The 15,320-nt window shown below is 44.3% G+C and carries 18 protein-coding genes; 12 read left to right on the top strand and 6 right to left on the bottom strand.

Going from position 1 to position 15,320, the window contains the following annotated elements; translation table 11 throughout:
• The first annotated feature begins 28 nt into the window (after positions 1-28).
• The 7 genes from AC5JPO_RS02400 to AC5JPO_RS02370 all read left to right on the top strand — a co-directional run bounded on the left by AC5JPO_RS02400 (position 29) and on the right by AC5JPO_RS02370 (position 5,035).
• A complete protein-coding gene (locus AC5JPO_RS02400; protein WP_493853187.1) occupies positions 29-952 on the top strand; it encodes a 5-oxoprolinase subunit C family protein in 924 nt (307 codons plus the stop codon).
• Positions 942-1,679, top strand: coding sequence for a 5-oxoprolinase subunit PxpA (gene pxpA, locus AC5JPO_RS02395; protein ID WP_493853186.1), 738 nt, complete (start codon positions 942-944; stop codon positions 1,677-1,679). The genes AC5JPO_RS02400 and pxpA overlap by 11 nt, the downstream gene beginning before the upstream one ends.
• A gap of 41 nt (positions 1,680-1,720) precedes the next feature.
• Positions 1,721-2,164: an acetyl-CoA carboxylase biotin carboxyl carrier protein gene (locus AC5JPO_RS02390; protein WP_493853185.1), complete on the top strand. Its 444-nt coding sequence runs from the start codon at positions 1,721-1,723 to the stop codon at positions 2,162-2,164.
• Positions 2,165-2,419: 255 nt separating this feature from the next.
• Positions 2,420-2,875 carry a DoxX family protein gene (locus AC5JPO_RS02385; RefSeq protein WP_493853184.1) on the top strand — a complete coding sequence of 152 codons (456 nt, stop codon included), beginning with the start codon at positions 2,420-2,422 and terminating at the stop codon, positions 2,873-2,875.
• Between the two features lie 153 nt (positions 2,876-3,028).
• Positions 3,029-3,853: a DODA-type extradiol aromatic ring-opening family dioxygenase gene (locus AC5JPO_RS02380; RefSeq protein ID WP_319051830.1), complete on the top strand. Its 825-nt coding sequence runs from the start codon at positions 3,029-3,031 to the stop codon at positions 3,851-3,853.
• 409 nt (positions 3,854-4,262) lie between these two features.
• Positions 4,263-4,802, top strand: a complete 540-nt coding sequence (locus AC5JPO_RS02375) for a carboxylesterase family protein (protein ID WP_493853183.1) — start codon at positions 4,263-4,265, stop codon at positions 4,800-4,802.
• Between the two features lie 53 nt (positions 4,803-4,855).
• A complete protein-coding gene (locus AC5JPO_RS02370) occupies positions 4,856-5,035 on the top strand; it encodes a hypothetical protein (RefSeq protein WP_493851822.1) in 180 nt (59 codons plus the stop codon).
• 26 nt (positions 5,036-5,061) lie between these two features.
• Here AC5JPO_RS02370 and AC5JPO_RS02365 read toward each other — a convergent pair whose 3' ends face one another.
• Positions 5,062-5,154: a transposase gene (locus tag AC5JPO_RS02365; protein ID WP_442967672.1), complete on the bottom strand. Its 93-nt coding sequence runs from the start codon at positions 5,152-5,154 to the stop codon at positions 5,062-5,064.
• Between the two features lie 21 nt (positions 5,155-5,175).
• Here AC5JPO_RS02365 and AC5JPO_RS02360 point away from each other — a divergent pair, with 21 nt between their 5' ends.
• The 5 genes from AC5JPO_RS02360 (at position 5,176) to AC5JPO_RS02340 (ending at position 10,799) form a co-directional block, all read left to right on the top strand.
• Positions 5,176-6,483, top strand: a complete 1,308-nt coding sequence (locus tag AC5JPO_RS02360; RefSeq protein WP_493853182.1) for an RNA-guided endonuclease InsQ/TnpB family protein — start codon at positions 5,176-5,178, stop codon at positions 6,481-6,483.
• A gap of 63 nt (positions 6,484-6,546) precedes the next feature.
• Entirely contained in the window at positions 6,547-7,065 is a 519-nt protein-coding gene (locus tag AC5JPO_RS02355; protein WP_493853181.1) for a hypothetical protein, read from the top strand.
• 300 nt (positions 7,066-7,365) lie between these two features.
• Complete coding sequence (locus tag AC5JPO_RS02350; RefSeq protein ID WP_319051826.1) at positions 7,366-8,493, top strand: M14 family metallopeptidase; 1,128 nt, start codon at positions 7,366-7,368, stop codon at positions 8,491-8,493.
• Positions 8,494-8,789: 296 nt separating this feature from the next.
• Positions 8,790-9,644, top strand: a complete 855-nt coding sequence (locus AC5JPO_RS02345) for an SDR family NAD(P)-dependent oxidoreductase (protein ID WP_493853180.1) — start codon at positions 8,790-8,792, stop codon at positions 9,642-9,644.
• Between the two features lie 105 nt (positions 9,645-9,749).
• Positions 9,750-10,799: a zinc-binding alcohol dehydrogenase family protein gene (locus AC5JPO_RS02340; protein WP_493852713.1), complete on the top strand. Its 1,050-nt coding sequence runs from the start codon at positions 9,750-9,752 to the stop codon at positions 10,797-10,799.
• Between the two features lie 142 nt (positions 10,800-10,941).
• Here the strand turns inward: AC5JPO_RS02340 and AC5JPO_RS02335 are convergent, their stop codons facing one another.
• The 5 genes from AC5JPO_RS02335 to pqqC form a co-directional block, all read right to left on the bottom strand.
• A complete protein-coding gene (locus tag AC5JPO_RS02335; protein WP_493851826.1) occupies positions 10,942-11,898 on the bottom strand; it encodes an EamA family transporter in 957 nt (318 codons plus the stop codon).
• A 117-nt stretch (positions 11,899-12,015) separates the two neighbouring features.
• Complete coding sequence (locus AC5JPO_RS02330; RefSeq protein WP_493851827.1) at positions 12,016-13,065, bottom strand: dipeptidase; 1,050 nt, start codon at positions 13,063-13,065, stop codon at positions 12,016-12,018.
• A 2-nt stretch (positions 13,066-13,067) separates the two neighbouring features.
• The gene (pqqE, locus tag AC5JPO_RS02325; protein ID WP_493853179.1) at positions 13,068-14,249 is read right to left on the bottom strand and encodes a pyrroloquinoline quinone biosynthesis protein PqqE; all 1,182 of its coding nucleotides are present in this window, start codon (positions 14,247-14,249) and stop codon (positions 13,068-13,070) included.
• Positions 14,246-14,542: a pyrroloquinoline quinone biosynthesis peptide chaperone PqqD gene (gene pqqD, locus AC5JPO_RS02320; RefSeq protein ID WP_493853178.1), complete on the bottom strand. Its 297-nt coding sequence runs from the start codon at positions 14,540-14,542 to the stop codon at positions 14,246-14,248. Before pqqD ends, pqqE begins: the two co-directional genes overlap by 4 nt.
• A complete protein-coding gene (gene pqqC / locus AC5JPO_RS02315) occupies positions 14,539-15,297 on the bottom strand; it encodes a pyrroloquinoline-quinone synthase PqqC (protein ID WP_493853177.1) in 759 nt (252 codons plus the stop codon). Before pqqC ends, pqqD begins: the two co-directional genes overlap by 4 nt.
• Positions 15,298-15,320 lie beyond the last annotated feature (23 nt).

Below are 15,320 nucleotides of genomic sequence, written 5' to 3'. Positions count from 1 at the left end.
TCAAAAGATATATAGACAGGTGGTATCGATGAAAATTTTAACGGCGAGTGCCCTTGCCAGCATTCAAGATTCGGGTCGAGTAGGTTACCGAAGCATGGGCGTGGGTAGAAATGGCGTGATGGACAGCTGGGCGCTACAAGCCGGCAACGCTTTGATGAAAAACGAAGCCAACGAACCCGCTATTGAAATAGCGCTCGGTGAGCTGACCATACAGTTTGAAGAAAGCGTCAGTTTTTGCTTAACAGGTGCTTTGTACGAGGCATATTTAGACGACAAGCGTGTTCCTTGCTATTGGCGTATCAATGCAACAGCTGGGCAGACGCTTAAGCTGTTGCGCCCGCTACAAGGTATGTATAGCTATTTGTGTGTGCACGGTGGCTTTGATATTGAGCCAGTATTACAGTCAGCCAGCACCAATCTCAAAGCCGAATTTGGCGGATTTGAAGGCAGGTACCTAAAAACCGAAGACATCTTAACGGTAAAAACCGAATCAAGCCTACCTGTGATTGGCGTTGCCCGCATTGCCCCAACCGATATTATTAGAGTGATAAAGAGTAGCGAATATGACTGCTTCACTGAGTCGGCTCAACAAGCCTTTGAAACACAGCCTTTGAAACTACAAACCAGTAGCAACCGTATGGGTTACCGTCTTGAGGGAGCAACAGCGCTTGAGTTTAGTAAGCCTGTAGAAATGAGCTCACATGGTGTTGATATTGGTATGATTCAGGTGCCACCGCAAGGGCAACCGATTATTTTGATGGCGGATGGGCAAACGACGGGTGGCTATCCGAAAATTGCAACCGTGATTCAAGCAGACATAGGTCTGATGGCACAGATTAGATTTGGCAAAACCTGTCAGTTCGTCGTTGTGTCATTAGAGCAAGCGTTAAAGGAACAGCAAAACAGACAACACTATATCGATCAAATAAAGGAGTATGCCAATGAAAATTGATTTAAATGCTGATGTGGCGGAAGGCTGCGGGCAAGACGATAAATTACTAACGATAGTCAGCTCAGCGAATGTCTGCTGCGGCTTGCACGCGGGTTCTTACAGCGAGATGCTAGCCACGTTGCAATTGGCAAAAGCAAACAACGTGAGCGTAGGCGCACATCCTGGTCTAAACGATAGAGAAAACTTTGGCCGTATTCATAAGCCGTTAAGCGAAGCCGACTACCGTGCTTTATTGGTGTATCAGTTGGGTGCAACCAAAGCGCTCTGTGACTTGGTTGGTGTGTCATTAGACTACGTAAAACCGCACGGAGCATTGTACAACCAAGCTGCTATTGATGAAGGCTTATCAGATATTTTGGTAAGTGAAATCAAACGATTTGATCCAAACCTAAAGGTTATGGGTCTGTCCGGCGGCTATTTGGTCAAATCAGCTAAGAAGCATGGTTTAGAAGCCATATCAGAAGTGTTTGCCGATAGAAACTATGAAAAAGACGGCTCGCTGGTCTCTCGTAGCAAGGACAACGCCCTGATAACCGACACAGATGATGCGGTTAGGCATGTGTTGCAGATGATCATTGAAGGGACGGTCACCAGTATTTGTGGTCAGACCGTACCAGTAGAAGCGCAAAGCATCTGCCTACATGGGGATAGTGAACACGCCATTTTATTTGCCCAAGAAATCAAGAAACAACTAGAGCTCAAAGGTATCACGATATCTGCCTACTAAATATTTCGGTCTCAGTTAAAAATTAAGTTAAGGAATCTATTATGGATATAGAGCAAATAGCGCGTGTGGTCACATTGGTTGAAAGCAGTCAATTACATGAAGTTACTATTGCTGATGGTGATCAGTCCATCAGAGTGGTCAACAATCTAGGATTGCCAAGTAAGGCAAGTCATGTAGCCACTGACGATACTACTAACGATGTTACTAGCGCTGCTACTGAGCCCAATAAACCAGATAGCAAAATAAGGCAAGTCTGTGCGACTTATGTGGGGCAGGTCTACTTAAGCGAAGACGCTACAACTGACAATCTCATTAAAGAAGGCGACCATATTCAAAAAGGTCAAACCGTTTGCTTTATTGATGAGTTGACCCGCTTGCTACCAGTTGTGAGTGATAAGAATGGTGTTGTCACGGCAATCTTGGTTGAAAGTGGGCAGGGTGTTGAGTATGGGCAGCCCATCATGGTACTCGCAGACCACGTGTAATTTAGGTACTCCTATATCATTATGGTCACTTTTATTGCCTTTATTGCCTTTATTGCCTCAAGCGTTTAATACGCATATTACATCAATGTCATTGTTATCCATTTTTTCTACTATTCAATACCAAACCAATTATAAACACTGTGTTGATAATCATTCAATATAAGTGGGCTTACTCTTTCATATCGACGATAGTAAAGTATGTTTATACCAATATTCAATCACTTATCGCACTAATACGTTATGGAGTAAGTACTAATGACATCATCGCTACTAAATAAAATGTTGGCCTCTAAAGCTGGGATAGCGGCCCTAATTCTTCGTGTACCCGTCGGCTTGATTTTGATGGCGCACGGTGCCCAAAAGCTCTTTGGCTGGTTTGATGGCAATGGGCTCGCAGGAACGGCACAGTGGCTGAGCAGTATGGGCATGGAGCCTGGGTTGCTGATGGCCATATTGGCTGGCGGCGCTGAGTTTTTCGGTGGACTCGCTCTAGTACTCGGGTTACTCACACGACCTGCTGCACTGGTCGCTGCATTCACAATGCTAGTGGCTATTTTTTCTGTCCATATCAGCAATGGGCTATTTTCTGCTAACGGTGGCTACGAGTATGCATTGACCTTGATGGTTGCTTTACTGTCTTTGGCCGTACAAGGTGGTGGCTCTTTTAGTATGGACAAAGCATTAGCAGCAAAGCTAGGACGCGCGTCATAGTTGGCTTTAGAGATCACCTTTTGACAGTTATGTTTAAGAGCTTACCTGTAATCGTAATCAGTACAGATAAAAGTCAGTAAAAACCAAAGCCAGTAAATATAAAACGACCTACTATTAACAGTCACCTTTGATGAATAGGACAAGGAGAGAATTATGACAGCACATTCATCTGGCCAGACAGTTACTCAGCCTGTCCTATTTATACCGCATGGTGCCGGACCCTGTTTTTTTATGGACTGGCAGCCTACGAACACATGGGATAGTATGGCAAACTTTTTGACAGGTATTCATACTCGACTTCCGGAGCGTCCAAAGGCTATCTTAATCATTAGCGCGCACTGGCAGATGCCTGAGTTTACAATTACTACGAGCATAGCGCCTGATCTCATTTATGATTACTATGGTTTTCCTGATCATACGTATCAGCTGACTTATCCAGCATCAGGTGAGCCAGCGTCGTCTAAACGAGTTAGTAATTTGCTGACAGCGGCAGGCATCCCAAATACGCAAGATGCGTCACGCGGTTTTGATCATGGGGTGTTTATACCGCTAAAGGTGATTTTTCCTAAAGCAGATATTCCAGTAGTACAACTGTCACTGCGTAATGATCTAGACCCAACAGCGCATCTGACGGCAGGTCAAGCACTGCAGGCATTACGTCAAGAAGGTGTATTAATCATCGGAAGCGGTATGAGCTTTCATAATATGAGGGGCTATGGCGATGCGCATTTTACAGCGCCATCAGAGATTTTCGATGACTGGTTGACCCAAACGATTGAATCTGACTCAGAGCAGCGAGATGCAGCGCTTAGAGACTGGTCGATGGCGCCTCACGCGCTTGACTCACATCCCTTAGGTGCAGAGGAGCATTTACTGCCGCTGATGGTAATAGCAGGTGCAGCAGGTAATGATAAAGGCACCAAAATTTACTCCGAGCAAGTACTTAAAACGCAGTTATCGGCTTTTCAGTTTGGCTAAATGCTGATACAACAGTTCTCGTTTTCTTAGTAATGTAGAGTAGTGGTCTCTCAAAATTTGCAAGTATGACTCTTATCGTCTTATCAGAACGGGCCTGCAAACGATAAAACCCTTACGTTTGTCTCATAACAATCTGCACAAGAAAACAGTATTATTCTAGGGCGTGTCTTCAATTCAATCGATGGTCATCTAAGTGGACTAAAAATGGCTAAATTTTGCCAAACCGCGTCAAATAGCTGGTTAATATCTCGATATTAACCAGCTATTTTCCTTGTTTGACGGCAATTTATCTCATTTTTATTACCATTTTTAAAATAAAGACACGCCCTAGAGGAAAGTCACTGTTTTGATGGTTATTCAGAAGATAGCAGGTAGGCAATCGACAAAAAATAAAAAAGGAGTAGCAGCCATGATGATTAACAAGGTGAGTAGGGCGTGTCGAAAGGTGGTCATTGTACTGTTGAGTGTCAGTATGGTTTCTGCATTTGCTGCAAATAATGAAGGGGAAAAAATGAACATTACCGTTTCTCAAGGTGAGTTAAAAGGCAAAGCAGATAATGGCGTTACTACTTTTTACGGTATTCCTTATGCACATAATCCTTTCACAAAATCGCTTAGATTTAAGGCACCGCAGCCTTACGAGAAGTGGGAAGGCGTATTAGATGCTACCGCCAAAACGGTACCAGTACCGCAGCCAGGACGAGAGAAAAAAGTTCAACTTGTGGGCGCTGCGGGTGACTTGATATTAAATATATGGGCACCCAAAAATGCCCTAAAAACAGATAAGCAATTACCTGTCATGGTTTGGCTACCCGGTGGTGCCTTTATACGAGCAGATGCAGGCGAGGAAGCCTATAACGGTACTAGCTTTGCAAAAAACGACACGATTGTTGTCACGGTAAACTACCGAGTCGAGTCAGTACACTTTTTGCTGAAGCGCTTGGGGTAGCACCTACGACGACCGATATCTCTCAGGTACCACTTGACGATTTGGTCTCTGAAGTGATTAATATTGGCAAAACAGTAAAAGATAGAGACGAGTGGGGCATGATGTCTTGGGGTGGTACGGCGTTTTTGCCTGTGAACGATGGTGATATCATCAAAGAATCACCAATGAAAGACCTGATAAAATATGCAGATGCATCTACCAAAAAAGCGAAATTCACCTCCACCCGACACTAGGGTGGAAGTGAATTTCGCATCACTGGCTAGCATCGCTGATTCTGAATATACTGTTTAATAATATCTAATGGCGTATCACCACAAGCGCTTGTAAAATAGGAACGCGACCAAACACACACTCATTAATAAAGAAAGCATTTATGAAAATCAACAAAGCGTATAAATTTAGGCTTGAGCCTAATGCAGAGCAGGAGATTATTTTAAATAATCTTGTCGGCTCTGCACGTTTTGTTTGGAATCAAATGCTAGCGATCTCATTTGAGATGTTTGCTAAAGATGAGTTTATCAATGCCACCAACCTTGTTAATAAAATTATAGATCTAAAGAATAACCCTGATTTCGAGTTCTTAAAAAGCAGCTCAAACGCGGTGTCTTTACAACAAAAAGTACGTGATCTGGCATCGGCTTGGTCGCGTTTCTTTGATCCTAAAGCACATGCCAGGTTAAAAGAAAATAAAAAGAAACCAAGAAAACCCAAGTTTTTTAAACTGGCGGATGGCACAGAGATTCAACGACGACCATCGATGCCACAATTTAAGCGCAAATCCGCTGGCTGCGACTCAATTCGCTTGGTTCAGTTTGACAAATACTGCCGTGTTGAGGGCAATCGAGTAAAACTGCCTAATGGTGTGGGCCTAGTGACGTTTAGGAAATCGCAAGACATTATTGGCACGATTAAAAACGTCACCATCAGCAAGAAATCAGGGCACTGGTACGTGTCGTTTGGCACAGAGCGCAAACTGACTGAGAACCCTCGTCACCCCTCTAAAAGCGCCATTGGCTTGGATATGGGTATCAGCAAACTACTGACCACTTCAAATGGTGAATACATCAAACCGAAAAACAGTTTTAAAGCCAATCAACTCAAACTTGCCAAATTGCAACGAGGGCTAGCAAAGAAAGTAAAATTCAGTGAGAACTGGAAAAAGCAAAACCGCAAGATTCAAAAGCTCCACAGCCACATTGCCAATATTCGCCATGACTACTTGCATAAAATCACCACCCGCATCAGCAAAAACCACGCCATGATCGCTTGTGAGGACTTAAAAATAGCCAATATGTCGAAATCAGCCAGTGGTACGGTGGAGAATAAAGGTCGTCAAGTCAAAGCCAAGTCAGGATTGAATAAATCCATCCTAGATCAAGGCTGGGGCATGATGGTTAATATGCTTGAGTACAAGCAGCAATGGGGCGGTGGATTACTGATTAAGGTGAACCCACGCTACACTAGCCAAACTTGCTCTGGATGCCAGCATATTGCTAAAGAAAATAGACAAACTCAGTCTAAATTTGAGTGCGTCAAATGTAGGTATGTTGCGAATGCAGATTTTAATGCAGCTCGTAATATATTAGCGGCAGGACATGCCGTGTTGTCTGCGGAGGGAGGATGCAGTAAAGGTCGCCCGTTGAAACAGAAAACAAGTGACCTTCGTGAGAAAGTCACCTAAGAGCGTTTGCTTTTAGAATCCCCCACTTAAGCTTCGCGAAAGTGATGGGAGTATGTCAATCCAGTGATTGTCGGTAGTACCGATCAAGAGGCAAGGCTTTACTCTGTACCAGGAGGTGCTATTGATAAGATTACCTCTACACAAAGATCTCAATTGCTAAATGACTTATCATTGAATGGTAAGCCACTTAAGGTATATGCACCTACCAATAGCGACAAGTCTGTTGGCGATAGCTTTGCTGAGCATTTAATCAAAAACGGTAATAAAGTATGGCATTATAACTTTTCGTGGTTGTCACCAGCATTCGATGGACGGCTAGGCGCGGCACACTTTGTGGATGTGCCTTTTACCTTTAACGCGCTCGGTAGCGAGCAAGCCAAAAATTTCGTTGGCGATGAGCCACCGCAAAAACTTGCCAATACCATACACCAAAACTGGATTGAGTTTGCTCGTACTGGGCAGGTGAGCTGGGATAACTATAAGCTTACAGATCGAACAACCATGAGATTCGATGTAGACTCTGAAGCGGTTAATGACCCTGAGCGCGACGTCAGAATGTTATGGACCGATTACTCTTTCTAAATGGATTGTATAGCTGATGACGGCCTTGCTAATGTAAGGCCGTTATTTTGTTGTGGGGATATAAATGTTTGATGGTATGAGAAGCAATCTGACTGAGCAATAGTGGGTGTAATATCCTAGTGTTTTTAGACATAGGGCGCTAGTACCGTCAGCTTAGCAAGCTTTTGACTTGAAAAGAATTGTACCATGACCAATTAAGTGTAACGGTTATAGACGCTAGCAAAATAAGTGTTGAGGTAAAACCATCAGCTTATAACAAACCGATAGAGTACGATCATAATAATGAGATAAGGAGCCATTATGCATATTACGGACAATTTCGACGCCGGTAACATTGAGGTTATCACTGTAGATGATAACAAAAACATTCAACTGGCGATTCGTCCGGACGTTGGCGAAGTATTTTTTCAGTGGTTTAACTTTCGCCTCTCAGGTGAGGTTGGAGAAGAGTATGTTCTCAATATTGTCAATGCAGGAGAGGCATCTTATGTAGAAGGGTGGGAGGGTTACCAAGCAGTAGCGTCTTATGATCGTCAGCATTGGTTTCGTCTGCCGACTTCTTATAAAGATGGCACATTGACCATTGTAGCAGCATTAGAGTGCGAAACCATTCAAATTGCTTATTTTGCCCCTTATAGCTATGAGCGTCATCAAGACTTATTAGCCGCCGTCCAGACGCACCCGTTAGTTACTCTAGAGCATTTAGGTGACACCCTCGACAAGCGTGATTTGACTCTGGTAAAAATCGGTGACGGTGATGCTAATAAACGCAACATCTGGATCACGGCGCGTCAACATCCGGGTGAAACGATGGCTGAATGGTTGGTTGAGGGATTGCTATATAGCTTGTTAGATAGCGATAATGCAACAGGCAGACAGTTATTGGACAAAGCCAATTTCTATATCGTACCCAATATGAATCCCGATGGTAGTGTGCGCGGGCATCTACGTACGAATGCTGCCGGAACCAATCTCAATCGCGAATGGACAAATCCAAGTTTGGACAAAAGCCCTGAAGTCTTTCATGTGATCAATAAAATGGAAGAGACGGGTGTTGATCTGTTTTATGATGTGCATGGTGACGAGGCACTGCCATACGCGTTTCTTGCTGGCTCTCAAGGCACGCCAAGCTATAATGAGCGTCTGGCACATCTTCGTGATAGATTTTCAGAGGTATTGACACTCGCCAGTGCGGATTTTCAGACGGAGGTTGGCTATGACGTTGATGCGCCAGGTAAGGCAAATATGACACTGGCAACCAACTGGGTCGCTGAGCGTTTTGATTGTCTGGCCAATACGTTAGAGATGCCGTTCAAGGACAATGATAATCTACCTGATGAAGAGAAAGGGTGGTCACCGGAGCGTTCTATGCAGCTAGGGGAGGCTTCGCTCATTGCTATGCTGGCTGTCGTTGATGATTTACGATAATTGACGCTAACTGAAAATTTGGACAGACAACTCATAAAAGGCACTTAAGCTATTATTTAAACGCTAGTAAGTACTCACTTACTAGCGTTTTTTTGTCCATCATATCTTTATGATTTTCATACAGTAAACAATCAGATAAAGCGTTCGTTATTTTTAATAATAACACTGAAAAATGATCAATAGTAGCTGTATGAAGTACAACACTTTCATTACAATAGGTGCCATGAGGGTGGATAAAATAAACCATATATCCAGAGCGATAACTATAATTGGAACCATAAGGATGGTTGATAACTATGAGTAAAACTAAAACTATTTTGATCACCGGTAGCACCGACGGTATCGGTAAATTGGCTGCTTTAAAATTAGCAGAGGCTGGGCATCACGTTTACCTGCATGGCCGCGATGCTGACAAGCTTGCTAGTGTGATAGCTGAAGTCCAAGCAGTGGCAACAGGCGAAGTGATAGATCATATTGATGGGTTTGTCGCTGATTTCTCCGACCTCACCGCTGTATTGAAGATGGCCGCAGACATTAACGAAAAGCTACCAACACTGGATGTATTGATAAATAACGCAGGAATTTATACCACGTCATCAGCGATGACTAAAGAGGGTATGGATGTACGCTTTGTGGTCAATTACCTAGCGCCTTATGAGTTGACTAATGCGCTACTACCTTTACTCAAGCAGTCTAGTAAAGCGCGTATTGTGAATCTAAGCTCGGCTGCTCAAGTTCCAATATCATATAAGGCATTTATAGGACAAGAGCGTCTAGATGATAAAGCCGCCTATGCGCAAAGCAAGCTGGCACTAACGATGTGGAGTATGCACTTAGCGGATAGGGTTGCCAGCGATAACATTAACGTGATTGCGGTCAACCCAGGGTCGCTATTGAATACCAAAATGGTCGATGAAGCGTATGGTGAGTATTGGTCATCAGCAGACAAAGGCGCAAATATCCTAACAGCATTGGCTGTCTCAGATGAGTTCGCGGACGACACGGGCAAATACTTTGATAACGATATCAAAGATGGCGCACATGGTGATGCCAGAGGCGAATTTGGAAAACCGCATGCCGATGCGTTAAATAAAGACACCATTGCAGAGCTAGAACGCCAAACACAGAAGGTGTTACAGTCGTTGTATTAGAAATATATTGCCTCCTGTTAAACGCTATGTATTTCGGTACTGTTCGCGTGAGGACTCTACTCAATTTATTTATTATTAGGAATAAAAACAATGCAAAATCAGACAATAAGAGCCATTGGCTATCAAGACAATCTCGCCATCGATAACGAAAAAGCGCTACAAGACATTACCCTTGATAAGCCAACTGCGACAGGCCATGACATTCTGGTAGAGGTCAAAGCCATATCCGTAAATCCAGTGGATTATAAGATCCGCCAATCACGTCCTGCACCAGAGGGTGAGTATGTAGTGATTGGTTGGGATGCCGCGGGCATCGTGACAGCGGTTGGCGAAGAAGTCAGCTTATTCTCAGTCGGGGACAAGGTGTATTACGCGGGGGATCTGACCCGTTCAGGCAGCAACGCTGAGTATCAACTAGTTGATGAGCGCATCGTTGGGCGCATGCCAGCATCGCTATCATTTGCTGAGGCAGCGGCATTACCACTCACCACAATCACGGCTTGGGAGATGTTGTTTGAGCGTCTGCAAGTGCCTGTTACTAACAGCTCGGCAGATAAAAACGGTAGTGATGAGCGTGCTAATGACGTTTCAGTATTGGTCATTGGTGCAGCGGGCGGGGTTGGTTCTATTTTAACGCAGCTATTAAAAACACGGACCTCTGCCACAGTCATCGGTACGGCATCACGAGAGGAGAGTGTACAGTGGTTAAAGGGTCTAGGCGCAGATCATGTGATCAATCATCGTAACCCATTGTTTGATGAGCTACAGAAGACAGGTATCAGAGAAGTAGATTATGTCATCAGTCTAAACAACACTGATGAGCATTATGCAGAGATTATCAAATGCTTAAAGCCACAAGGTAAATTAGGACTCATCGATGATCCTGAATCATTAGACATTAAGGCGCTTAAAACTAAATGTCTGAGCCTACATTGGGAATTTATGTTTACGCACTCTATGTTCCAGACACCAGATATGATTGAACAGCATCGTTTATTGACGGACGTTGCCAACATGATTGATGCAGGCGAGATCAAAACCACCGTTGCTCACAATCTTGGCGCTATCACGGCTGAACATGTGCGTCATGCGCATCAAATGCTAGAGAGTCAACAAGCGCATGGCAAGATAGTGTTGGAAGGTTGGACTGCGTAAGACTTAGAGATGTATTAGAAAGCACAATTTTAAAAACAAAAAAAACCACCCTCGCTTGCATGGCTAGGGTGGTTTTTTTGTGTGTAATGAGAGCACATGTTTTTAACGCATTTTTTACTTCTTTTAAGTAAAGTAGCTAACGTCATATTGATTGATGCTTTCTTTGTAATTTTAGCTTCACATTCGCCAGTAATAATCCGGATAAAATCAATAACATTGCTAACATCTTCCACCATGTTACGATTTCTCCTGTGAGCAGCACGGAGGTCACCATGCCAAACAAGGGTACCAGTAGGGCAAAAGGCATAACCTTGGACGCAGTATTTTGACTGAGCAAATGCGCCCATAGTCCAAAGCCGATGAGTGTTGAGATGTACACAATAAATGCAAGCGATAGCCAAGATTTTAGTGAGGCTTCGGTAAACGTTGCTACTTGCCAGGCTTCGGGCTCAAAGATGAGAGAAGATAGAGTCAATATCACGCAAGCAATGAGACCGCCCCAAACTACTAATGCTAGAGCAGATAATGCAGATGCCTTGTTTTTGTCAGTGCTAGGCGAGACAATACTCATTTTTGAACCCTGTTGCGCAGTTTTTAAGGCTGCTTGCGCTGATGCTTGCTTTGATGCGATATTGCCAAAGCTCCAACCTATTGCTGCAATCAAAATACAGATAAATCCAGCTAAAGGCATATCACCACCAAGGTTTAGCGCAATCACACTGAGTCCAAGTACACCAACCAACATACCAATGATTTGCACTCGACTTACTGCCTCACCCAATATAAAGTAAGCCAATAATACAGTGATAAAAATCTGAATCTGGAGTAATAGTGCCGTTAGTCCCGGTGATGAGCCCAAATGCATGGCAGTGAATACAAAAGCGTACTGCATAACAAATGTACCGATGGCGTATATTAATAAAGTACGGTTAAATTTAGGTGGTTTTAGAAATAAAACCAATGGCACAGCAGTAAAGAAAAAACGAAGTGCAGTGAGCATCAATGGTGGAAAGCTCTCAAGCCCCCATGCAATAAAGGTAAAGTTTACGCCCCAAATAAAAGTAACTAGTATAGCCAATGCGGTATATATGGGAGTCATGTAATTGACCTAGGAAGTTATGGTTGGTTATGATTTTAATAAACTATTTAGGAAGTATAGAATTGTATATGAATTTATAATGTGCCAGCCACTCTTATGGATTCCTTATATGGCTTATTACCGCCATATCTCACCTAGCACACTAAACCAATTCTTTGAAGTAACCTTTTCAATAAGCGTATCAGAGAAGTGTCGTTGTTGCATCCGCCCAATCAGCTTGGAGATTTGACTGATATCAGATAAGTCATCAGGTGATAAGCACCCATCGAAATCAGAGCCAAATCCAACGTGATCTTCGCCTAAATGGTCGATCAGATAAGCAAGATGATCGACAATTACATCAAGTGAGGTCTGCGTATCTCGCTGTCCATCCGCACGCAAAAAGGCCACATCGAAGTTCACCCCAACTAGACCACCATTTTGTTTGATGGCAGCCAGCTGCTGGTCAGTCAGGTTTCTGGCTTGCGGACATAAGGCATGCGCATTGGAATGGGTTGCGACAATGGGCTGATTCGCAATCTCTAACGTATCCCAAAACGCGCGCTCATTCATATGTGACACATCAACCAGCATATGCTTATCACGGCATGCCAAAATAAGGTCTTTGCCTTCGCGGGTTAGACCAGAGCCTGTGTCTGGAGAATGCGGAAAAGACGCATTTAAACCATCACCGAATAGACTTTTTCTATTCCACAGTGGGCCAATACTTCTAAGCCCCGCTTCATAAAAAACATCCAGTAAGTCAGGCTCAATAGCCAAAAACTCAGCACCTTCAAGATGCAGCACGATAGCTAATTGCTGGTTCTGCTGACAGGCTTGAATTTGTGCTAGCGACGTACAAATTTGAATCTGACCTTCCGATCGCGCTTGTAATTGCTGAGCAAGCGCCAATTGCGCACAGCAAATATCAACGATTTCTTGCGGAGTAAAGTCTGAATTTGACAGGTTGGATAACTTGTCAGGATGGTTATTTTTTACATAAGCGTAGGGCGGTAAGAAAATAGAGAATAAACCGCCCATCCAACCTGCTTGCTGGCAGCGCTGCAAATCTAAATGCCCCGGTAGCGTACCATAAATAAAATCATGCACAGGATCATCAGCCGAGCTTAACCATAGGCGGGTTAACAGATCGTTATGACCGTCAAAAATTATAGGCTGGTTATTCATCATTAATCCGTAACCGTACGCGTGGGAATCAGTTGCTCTTGACTCATTTGTTTTTCATTTGCTTTTTTACCACTTAGCCGTTTAGAGTTTTTAGGATTGCGAAAGCGTAATTCCTCAAAAGGAACAGGCGTCTCGCTATTGACGCGTGCTTCCTCGATCAGGTAGTGATAAGGCGATTTGCCACACACAGGATCGGCGTTTTTGGCATCGCCCGTCAGCATAAACGCTTGGCAACGACAGCCGCTGTAATCGCGTTCTTTATCGGGACAGCTTTGGCACATATCAGGCATCCATTCATCACCGCGAAACTGATTGAAGCTGTCTGAGTCATACCAGATATCTTTTAATGGCGTCTGCCTGACATTGGGAAAGGACATGGGCAGCTGCCTGGCAGCATGACAAGGTAGAGCGGTGCCATCGGGCGCGACGGTCAAGAAAATCTTACCCCAGCCATCCATACAAGGTTTTGGCCGCTCTTCGTAGTAATCAGGCACTACGAAAATCAGCTTGCATTTGATACCACGTGCTTCGATTTTTTGGCGATACTCATTGGTAATGCGTTCGGCTCTGACCACTTGTTCTTTGGTCGGCAGTAGGCCTTCGATGTTTTCAAATGCCCAACCATAAAACTGGCAGATAGCTAATTCAACCGTATCGGCCTCTAGCTCTAAACAGAGATCAATAATCTGGTCGATCTGATCGATGTTTTGCCGATGAATCACAAAGTTAAGCACCATCGGATAGTCGTAATGTTTGACCAGACGTGACATCTCATACTTTTGCTCAAAAGCATGTTTGGAACCTGCTAAGAGGTTATTTACTGTCGGATCACTGGCTTGGAAGCTGATCTGAATATGTTGCAGTCCTGCGTCTTTTAGACTCGCGATTCTAGCCTCAGTAAGTCCCATACCTGAAGTGATAAGGTTGGTATAAAAACCTTTCTGATGCGCATAAGCGACCATTTCTTCCAAGTCTTGACGCACCAGTGGCTCACCGCCAGAAAACCCCAGCTGCACCGCGCCCATTTTCCGCGCCTGATCAAACACATCAAACCACTCCTGTGTCGTCAGCTCTTCTTTATACTGAGCATAATCAATGGGGTTGGAGCAATACGGGCATTGTAAGGGGCAGCGATAGGTCAACTCAGCGAGTAACCATAGAGGCAGTCCGACGGGCGTAGTCATATCAAGTCAATCCAATATTCACGCTGGGCGACCAGCATATATTCAATGATATCTTGCTCGATTTCAGGCACGTCGCCAAACATGGCTTTCACCTTCTTGATAATATTAGCAATGGATGTCTGACCATCAATATGCTGTCCAATGATGCTAGCGCTGTCATTGAGTTTTATCATACCTTCAGGGTAGAGCAGGACATACGCATCTTGCGCTGGCTCAAACTGGAAGCGATAGCCATGACGCCATGTGGGAACCAGAGATTGATCCAGCTCAGGTAAACTAGCAGTTATATTCATTTGAACAATCCTTTATGCCAGACATTCTCAGTGGTGACGCTTTGATAAGGGGCTTGGTCATGGACATAGGCGAGGCTCAAGGCATCCAAGATCGTCCACAAAATATCGAGTTTAAATTGTAATATCTCGAGCATGCGTTCTTGCTGCTCAGCCGTCTTGAATGAATCAAGGGTAATGGTCAGCCCATGCTCAACATCGCGGCGAGCTTGGCTGAGGCGCGAGCGAAAATAGGTATAGCCTTCTTCTTTGATCCAAGGATAGTGCTTGGGCCAAGACTCTAGACGCGATTGATGAATCTGCGGGGCAAACAGCTCGGTCAATGAACTACTCGCCGCCTCACGCCATGACGTACGGCGGGCAAAGTTCACATACGCATCAACAGCAAAACGCACACCCGGTAATACCAATTCTTCCGAAATCACCTGCTCACGCGTCAAGCCAACTGCTTCCGCCAGACCAAGCCACGCTTCACGCCCGCCACCATCAGGATAGACCCCATCTTGATCGATCATGCGCTGAATCCACTCTTGACGCACGCGTTGATCAGGGCAGTTCGCCATGATTGCCGCGTCTTTTAGCGGGATATTGATTTGATAGTAGAATCGGTTGGCGACCCACGCTTGGATTTGCTGCTGCGTCGCGCGTCCTTCGTGCATCATGATGTGAAACGGATGGTGGATATGATAATACTGACCTTTAGCCATAATCGCTTGTTCAAACGCTTCTGGGGTGAGTGCTACGGTTTGTTCTTGCATTATTTTTACCTTGCGATTGCTGT

The sequence above is a fragment of the Psychrobacter sp. H25 genome, assembly GCF_059076335.1.
Note: the sequence above shows the minus strand (reverse complement) of the source record. Positions and strands in the feature narration are given on the sequence as shown.

What these genes read in the sequence shown, in the direction of transcription:
- AC5JPO_RS02400 (WP_493853187.1), top strand. Translation starts at nt 29, where the DNA reads ATGAAAATTTTAACGGCGAGTGCCCTTGCCAGCATTCAAGATTCGGGT.
- pxpA (WP_493853186.1), top strand. Translation starts at nt 942, where the DNA reads ATGAAAATTGATTTAAATGCTGATGTGGCGGAAGGCTGCGGGCAAGAC.
- AC5JPO_RS02390 (WP_493853185.1), top strand. Translation starts at nt 1,721, where the DNA reads ATGGATATAGAGCAAATAGCGCGTGTGGTCACATTGGTTGAAAGCAGT.
- AC5JPO_RS02385 (WP_493853184.1), top strand. Translation starts at nt 2,420, where the DNA reads ATGACATCATCGCTACTAAATAAAATGTTGGCCTCTAAAGCTGGGATA.
- AC5JPO_RS02380 (WP_319051830.1), top strand. Translation starts at nt 3,029, where the DNA reads ATGACAGCACATTCATCTGGCCAGACAGTTACTCAGCCTGTCCTATTT.
- AC5JPO_RS02375 (WP_493853183.1), top strand. Translation starts at nt 4,263, where the DNA reads ATGATGATTAACAAGGTGAGTAGGGCGTGTCGAAAGGTGGTCATTGTA.
- AC5JPO_RS02360 (WP_493853182.1), top strand. Translation starts at nt 5,176, where the DNA reads ATGAAAATCAACAAAGCGTATAAATTTAGGCTTGAGCCTAATGCAGAG.
- AC5JPO_RS02350 (WP_319051826.1), top strand. Translation starts at nt 7,366, where the DNA reads ATGCATATTACGGACAATTTCGACGCCGGTAACATTGAGGTTATCACT.
- AC5JPO_RS02345 (WP_493853180.1), top strand. Translation starts at nt 8,790, where the DNA reads ATGAGTAAAACTAAAACTATTTTGATCACCGGTAGCACCGACGGTATC.
- AC5JPO_RS02335 (WP_493851826.1), bottom strand. Translation starts at nt 11,898, where the DNA reads ATGACTCCCATATATACCGCATTGGCTATACTAGTTACTTTTATTTGG.
- AC5JPO_RS02330 (WP_493851827.1), bottom strand. Translation starts at nt 13,065, where the DNA reads ATGAATAACCAGCCTATAATTTTTGACGGTCATAACGATCTGTTAACC.
- pqqE (WP_493853179.1), bottom strand. Translation starts at nt 14,249, where the DNA reads ATGACTACGCCCGTCGGACTGCCTCTATGGTTACTCGCTGAGTTGACC.
- pqqD (WP_493853178.1), bottom strand. Translation starts at nt 14,542, where the DNA reads ATGAATATAACTGCTAGTTTACCTGAGCTGGATCAATCTCTGGTTCCC.
- pqqC (WP_493853177.1), bottom strand. Translation starts at nt 15,297, where the DNA reads ATGCAAGAACAAACCGTAGCACTCACCCCAGAAGCGTTTGAACAAGCG.